Source organism: Shewanella sp. 5_MG-2023 (genome assembly GCF_030547465.1).
GTDB lineage: Bacteria > Pseudomonadota > Gammaproteobacteria > Enterobacterales > Shewanellaceae > Shewanella.
The window spans coordinates 1-5,369 of record NZ_JAUORC010000052.1 but is presented as its reverse complement, the minus strand read 5'-3'; the positions used below and the strand labels follow the sequence as shown (position 1 = coordinate 5,369).

The following is a 5,369-nucleotide window of genomic DNA, read 5'->3' as shown; positions in this document are numbered from 1 at the left end:
TTGAGGCTATTGGCCTGTCGCCGTGTCAGTGGATGCGCATTATAGGCAAGTTAAGATTTAGCGCAAGGGCTTTTATGCATAAAAATGCCTTTACCTGTTTGCTTGCTGGGATTTTAAACTAATCAGCTAGTTTTTATGCATTTTTAGCCCCCAACAGCGACTTTTTGGCTTTATACTGGGTGCAATTAAACAAATCAGGGATTTTATATGTTTAGCTCTATTCGTTGTTATCAAGGTATTCATCCTCAATTGGCAGATAATGTCTATGTAGATAGTGCAGCTGTTTTAGTGGGTGATATCATCCTAGACCATGATGCGAGTATTTGGCCTATGGTCGCTGCCCGTGGTGACGTGAACATTATTCGTATTGGCAAGCGCAGTAATGTGCAGGATGGTTCAGTTCTTCATGTGACCCGCAAGTCTCCATCAAAGCCTGAGGGTAATCCGCTGATCATTGGTGATGATGTCACTATTGGTCATAAAGCTATGCTGCACGGTTGCACGGTTGGTAATCGGGTCTTGGTTGGCATGGGAGCCATTTTATTGGATGGCGCGATTGTTGAGGATGATGTGATTATCGGCGCAGGTTCTTTAGTGCCACCAGGGAAAGTACTGCAAAGTGGTTTTCTTTATGTAGGAAGCCCTTGTAAACAGGTTCGCCCCTTAACTGATAATGAAATAGCTTTCTTACCACAATCAGCTGATAACTATGTCAGATTGAAAAATGAATACTTAGTAGATCTGCAGACTACAAGATAATTATAATTGTGCCCTACTGTTATGATAGAAATAGCTAGTAGGGCTATAATTGATTGTGTAAAGCGATAAGACTCTTATATAGTAATGTTTCCCTGCGGATCAAATTCTTCTGCTTCTATCATCTCTTCGGCTATATCTTCTAGATCAAAACGTACTCGTTCGAATATTGCTAATGCCTGTTCTGCTTGCATAGGTTGTTCAGCTGCAGTTTGTTCACTGCTTATTAGCTGTAACAACTTTTCCTTGCTAACAATGCAATTGATATTCATGCCTTGCACTTGAGCACTAAACAGCATTGTTTGTTGTTGAGTATTCCATTCAACGAGATCGGTAAATATTACACTTTGGTTCATCTTGAGTACTCGGTGTTTTATTGGTTTATTTAAGTTGTGCTCTTAGCGTTTGATGAATAGCCTGAGTAGCCGGTTTAACACCGCGCCAAATATAAAAGCTTTGTGCAGCTTGTCCCACCAGCATTCCCAAACCATCGGCAACGGATTGCGCGCCGTTTGCTAATGCCCATTGGTTAAATAAGGTAGTCTCAGCACCATATGACATGTCATAGCAGTTGGTGTGACTTGCTATGATCTGTTCAGGTAATTTAATCAACTCACCAGCTAATCCGGCTGAAGTCGAATTAATCACAATATCAAAGCTGTTATTGAGCTCATCGATGGGAGTTGCCTGCACACGTCCATACTCAGCGAAAATAGCTTGCAAGGTTTGCGCTTTAGCATAGGTGCGATTACATATGGTTACTTGAGCCTGTGATTCTAGTAATGGTTTAAGGCAACCCCGTGCTGCGCCACCCGCTCCGATTAACAATACGCGTTTACCCTTTAAAGCACCAAAGTGCTGCATGACATCGTTTACTAAGCCAATACCATCGGTATTGTCACCACGAATGCGTCCATCAGTTAAATAGATAAGGGTATTCACGGCTCCTGCCAGTTTTGCAAGATCACTTAACTCATCACATATGGCATAAGCTTGCTCTTTAAAAGGCGCGGTTACATTGGCGCCTTTGCCACCGTCATTGAAAAAAGCCATTAGGGACTGAGAAAACTGATCCACAGGTGCAAGAATTGCTTGATAGCTAATGTCCTGTCCAGTTTGACGCGCAAACTCAGTATGAATGAATGGCGATTTACTTTGTGCAATTGGATTGCCAAATACTGCATACTTATCGGTCATTAACTTTCTCTATTCCCTAATTATTAATTCAACTTATGAGCATGGCTTATTGAGTATAAGCTTGTGGCATAGTCGACTTCTGAATATAGCGGTCGCGTAGTTCATCTTGGCGACTTTGCATGTTTTGCACTTCACCGTTAATCCACATTGTTTGAATCGCACTACTGTACTCAAATGGATCACCGCTCCAAAGCACCATATCTGCAGGTTTTCCTGTGGCAATGCGACCAGCATCTAGATGGAAGATATCAGCAACATTAGCGGTTATTGACGCCATGGCTTGATTATAATCCATGCCATTGGCAACCGCATTACCTGCTGCGTAACGTAAACCATAAATGCCATGGGCATCACCCGGTGTCGCCAGTATCACTTTGACCCCAGCTTTACTTAATTTTCCGGCGTTATCCAGTGAATTATGTAAAGAGTCAAAACTTTCAGGTAAATTGCGCATCGCGTCCATCACCACAGGTATGTTTGCGGCGGCCAATTGCTCTGCAACCACAATAGCATCGGCAGCTTTAAGTAATACCAAATCGAGGTTAAAGCGAGCTTTTAAGTTAATTAGTTGCAAGATGTCACTGGCTCTGTCGACATCAACCACCATAGTGATATCACCTGCAAGTACAGCATTGAGTAGTAACTCTTCTTTGCTTGGCGGTTTTGTCGCATCGGCTTTTTTAGCATCAGCTTGTTTATCCGCAGCTAAAGCTGTTTGTCTTGCTTCAAGTTTATTAATCAGTTGTTGCATACCGATAATACGTGAGCCTTCATGCACTGCGCCTAACTGCACCAATACGGCTTTTTCAGTTGCGACCACACTATCCCAGTGTCCTGTTAGCTCGACTTCAATAGCTTGGCCTGAAAAAATTGATTCTCCACCACCTGGTACCACGATATTGCGGCTAATGCCGCCTTTGCGAGCAAAGGCAATTGCGCTACTTTTAGGGTTAAAGGCTAAGCTTGGGTCGAAGCTGATATCAGCGTCTTTAGCATTAACATCACGGGTTATTTTTTCTTGACCGATTTCCACCAAACCTAAGTAGTTCATTGAGCCAATAAAGCCTGGGGTTAATACACTGCCTTTTGCATCAATAATATTATCCGCAATAACTGCTGAGTCATTTGATTGCTTGGCATTTACAGCGATGATGTGGCCATCTTCAATGACAACCGTAGCACTATCAAGTACGCCCTGTTCAGTTGAGGTATATACCTTAACATTAGTAATTGCCGTGGTTGCAGCAGACGCGATGATTGGGGTCAAACTCGCGAGCATAGCGCCAACGACCAGTGATTGGTTAAACTTTTTCATTGTATTGCTCCTTATTGTTGACCTAGCATGAAATCACTTTTAGCGCGGTAAGCATCGTCTTGATGATCAAACACTTTGGCGCCATCGATAAACACTTGCTCAGCTTTGGCATACACACTAAATGGATTGCTATTCCAAATTACCACATCGGCGTTTTTACCCACTTCAAGGGAACCGGTTTTATCTGCAATACCTAATGACTTGGCCGCATTCGAGGTGATCCAACCAATAACGTGTTCTTCTTTTAGATCAAAACCGTTTTGATTAGCACTATGCATAATTTTGGCGGTTTCTTGGTTAAGGCGCTGAATGGTCACGCTAGAGTCGGAATGCACCACAGCGCAGGAGTTGTTAACCGCATCTACGATGGCTGCATTTTCAACCACCATGTCATAGGCTTCCATTTTAAAGCCCCACCAATCAGGCCACATTGCGGCGCAGTTACCATTTTCAGCTAACAACTCAGCTATTTTATAACCTTCAATTGCATGGTGGAATGTACCGGAGTGATAGTTAAACTCTTTGCCTAAATCCACCATCATCGCCATTTCTTCCGCTTTATAACAATGGTTATGAATTAAAATGTCACCCTCTAACACGCCGCGTAAAGTGTCTTTGGTAAGATCTCGCTCTGGCGCTGATGGGTTTAAACCAGCAGCATAATCCGCATCATATTTATTCCAAGCTCGCTTGTACTCAGTGGCCTCAATGAAAGCTTGACGATAACCCGCCATATTACCCATTCGGGTCATGGGCGCTTCTTTACGCTTTCTGCCATAGGCACCTTTAGGGTTTTCACCACAGGCCATTTTCAATCCATAAGGGGCTTGGGGGAACTTCATGCCTTGCATGGTGGTTGCAGGGATGTTTTTTAAGGTCACCCCGCGACCACCAATTAAATTGGCAGAGCCAGGTAAGATTTGTAAAGTGGTGATACCACCTTCACGGGCACGATTAAACCCCGGATCTTGCGGCCATACGCTATGCTCTGCCCACACTTCAGCGGTATTGGGAGAGGTCACTTCGTTGCCATCGCCATGGGCATCTGCGCTAGGGCTTGGATACACGCCAAGGTGGGAGTGAACATCTACAATACCTGGGGTTATCCATTTACCGCTAGCATCAATCACAGTGACATTGTCTTGACTTAATTGCCTGCCAACCGCATTAATTTTGCCATCCACCATTAGGACATCAGCGCCGTCGATTCTTTCACCTGTACCTGTTAGCACAGTAGCGTTAATCAGCAAGGTCGATGTTCTTGGCATCACTTGGTAAGTACTTGGGTAGGGATTTTTATTAATACTAACTTTAGGGTCTTGCTGGGCTGAGTTACAGCCAAGCAGGGCTGTTGAAATCGCAATTACAATTAATCTTGGTGCCATCTTGGCCATGATCTCGGTCCTCGTTATTATTGTTATTAGAACGCCTAAGTTATCCGATAAGCATCTGACATCACAACAGATAAATTTAGCAAAACATTAACAAAATATGTTTATGGCTTAGTAAAGCGAGAGATATAAACGGGATTAATCGTTATAATCAAGCCACTTTCATTACTTGTACTCAGTGTCGATACCATGAATTGGTTAAAAAAACTTTTTAGCAATAAGGCGCAACCTGATGACCGAGATCCAAATCAGTCCAATGCCTATGATTTAATTGGTGGCGAGAAGACCATTCGCTTAATTGCCCAAAACTTTTACCAGCAGATGCAAAGCCGTGAAGACACACAGCCGCTACTAGCTATTCATCGCGCTCCAATTAAAGATTCACAACAAAAGTTATTTGAGTTTTTAAGTGGCTGGTTAGGTGGCCCACAGCTTTATCAGCAAAAGTATGGCCACCCGGCATTACGGGCACGGCATATGCCGTTTGATATTGACCAAACGATGGTTGATCAATGGTTAACCTGTATGGAGCAAGCCATTGCTGAGGCAATAAAAAAGCCTGAACATCAACAAGTGATATTTCAGGCCATTTCGCAGCTTGCCAATAATATGCGTAATAAAGATTAGCTTTCGAGCTTCAACCAATCTTGTGGTTTAAGGTAGCGCTCGTATAGCTCCGCCTCTTGGGAGCCTTCTTCTGGGGTAAAGCC

6 protein-coding genes are annotated in these 5,369 nt (G+C 43.4%); 2 read left to right on the top strand and 4 right to left on the bottom strand.

What is annotated here, in order from left to right:
• The first annotated feature begins 207 nt into the window (after nucleotides 1-207).
• Complete coding sequence (locus tag Q4557_RS19385; RefSeq protein ID WP_303414935.1) at nucleotides 208-759, top strand: gamma carbonic anhydrase family protein; 552 nt, start codon at nucleotides 208-210, stop codon at nucleotides 757-759.
• 74 nt (nucleotides 760-833) lie between these two features.
• On the opposite strand, the gene Q4557_RS19380 is transcribed toward Q4557_RS19385, so the two are convergent.
• From Q4557_RS19380 to Q4557_RS19365, 4 genes are read right to left on the bottom strand one after another with little or no spacing between them, the layout of a single operon-like run.
• Nucleotides 834-1,112 (bottom strand): DUF1488 domain-containing protein, encoded by a 279-nt coding sequence (locus tag Q4557_RS19380; RefSeq protein ID WP_102436280.1) that lies wholly within the window; start codon nucleotides 1,110-1,112, stop codon nucleotides 834-836.
• Nucleotides 1,113-1,137: 25 nt separating this feature from the next.
• Nucleotides 1,138-1,953, bottom strand: a complete 816-nt coding sequence (gene aroE / locus Q4557_RS19375; protein ID WP_102475880.1) for a shikimate dehydrogenase — start codon at nucleotides 1,951-1,953, stop codon at nucleotides 1,138-1,140.
• Nucleotides 1,954-1,999: 46 nt separating this feature from the next.
• Nucleotides 2,000-3,268 (bottom strand): amidohydrolase family protein, encoded by a 1,269-nt coding sequence (locus Q4557_RS19370; RefSeq protein WP_102436284.1) that lies wholly within the window; start codon nucleotides 3,266-3,268, stop codon nucleotides 2,000-2,002.
• A gap of 11 nt (nucleotides 3,269-3,279) precedes the next feature.
• On the bottom strand, nucleotides 3,280-4,662 hold the full coding sequence (locus Q4557_RS19365) for an amidohydrolase (protein WP_303414934.1): 1,383 nt from the start codon (nucleotides 4,660-4,662) through the stop codon (nucleotides 3,280-3,282).
• A 186-nt stretch (nucleotides 4,663-4,848) separates the two neighbouring features.
• Between Q4557_RS19365 and Q4557_RS19360 the strand changes: the two genes are divergently transcribed.
• Nucleotides 4,849-5,286 (top strand): group II truncated hemoglobin, encoded by a 438-nt coding sequence (locus Q4557_RS19360; RefSeq protein WP_102436288.1) that lies wholly within the window; start codon nucleotides 4,849-4,851, stop codon nucleotides 5,284-5,286.
• Nucleotides 5,287-5,369: the final 83 nt, after the last annotated feature.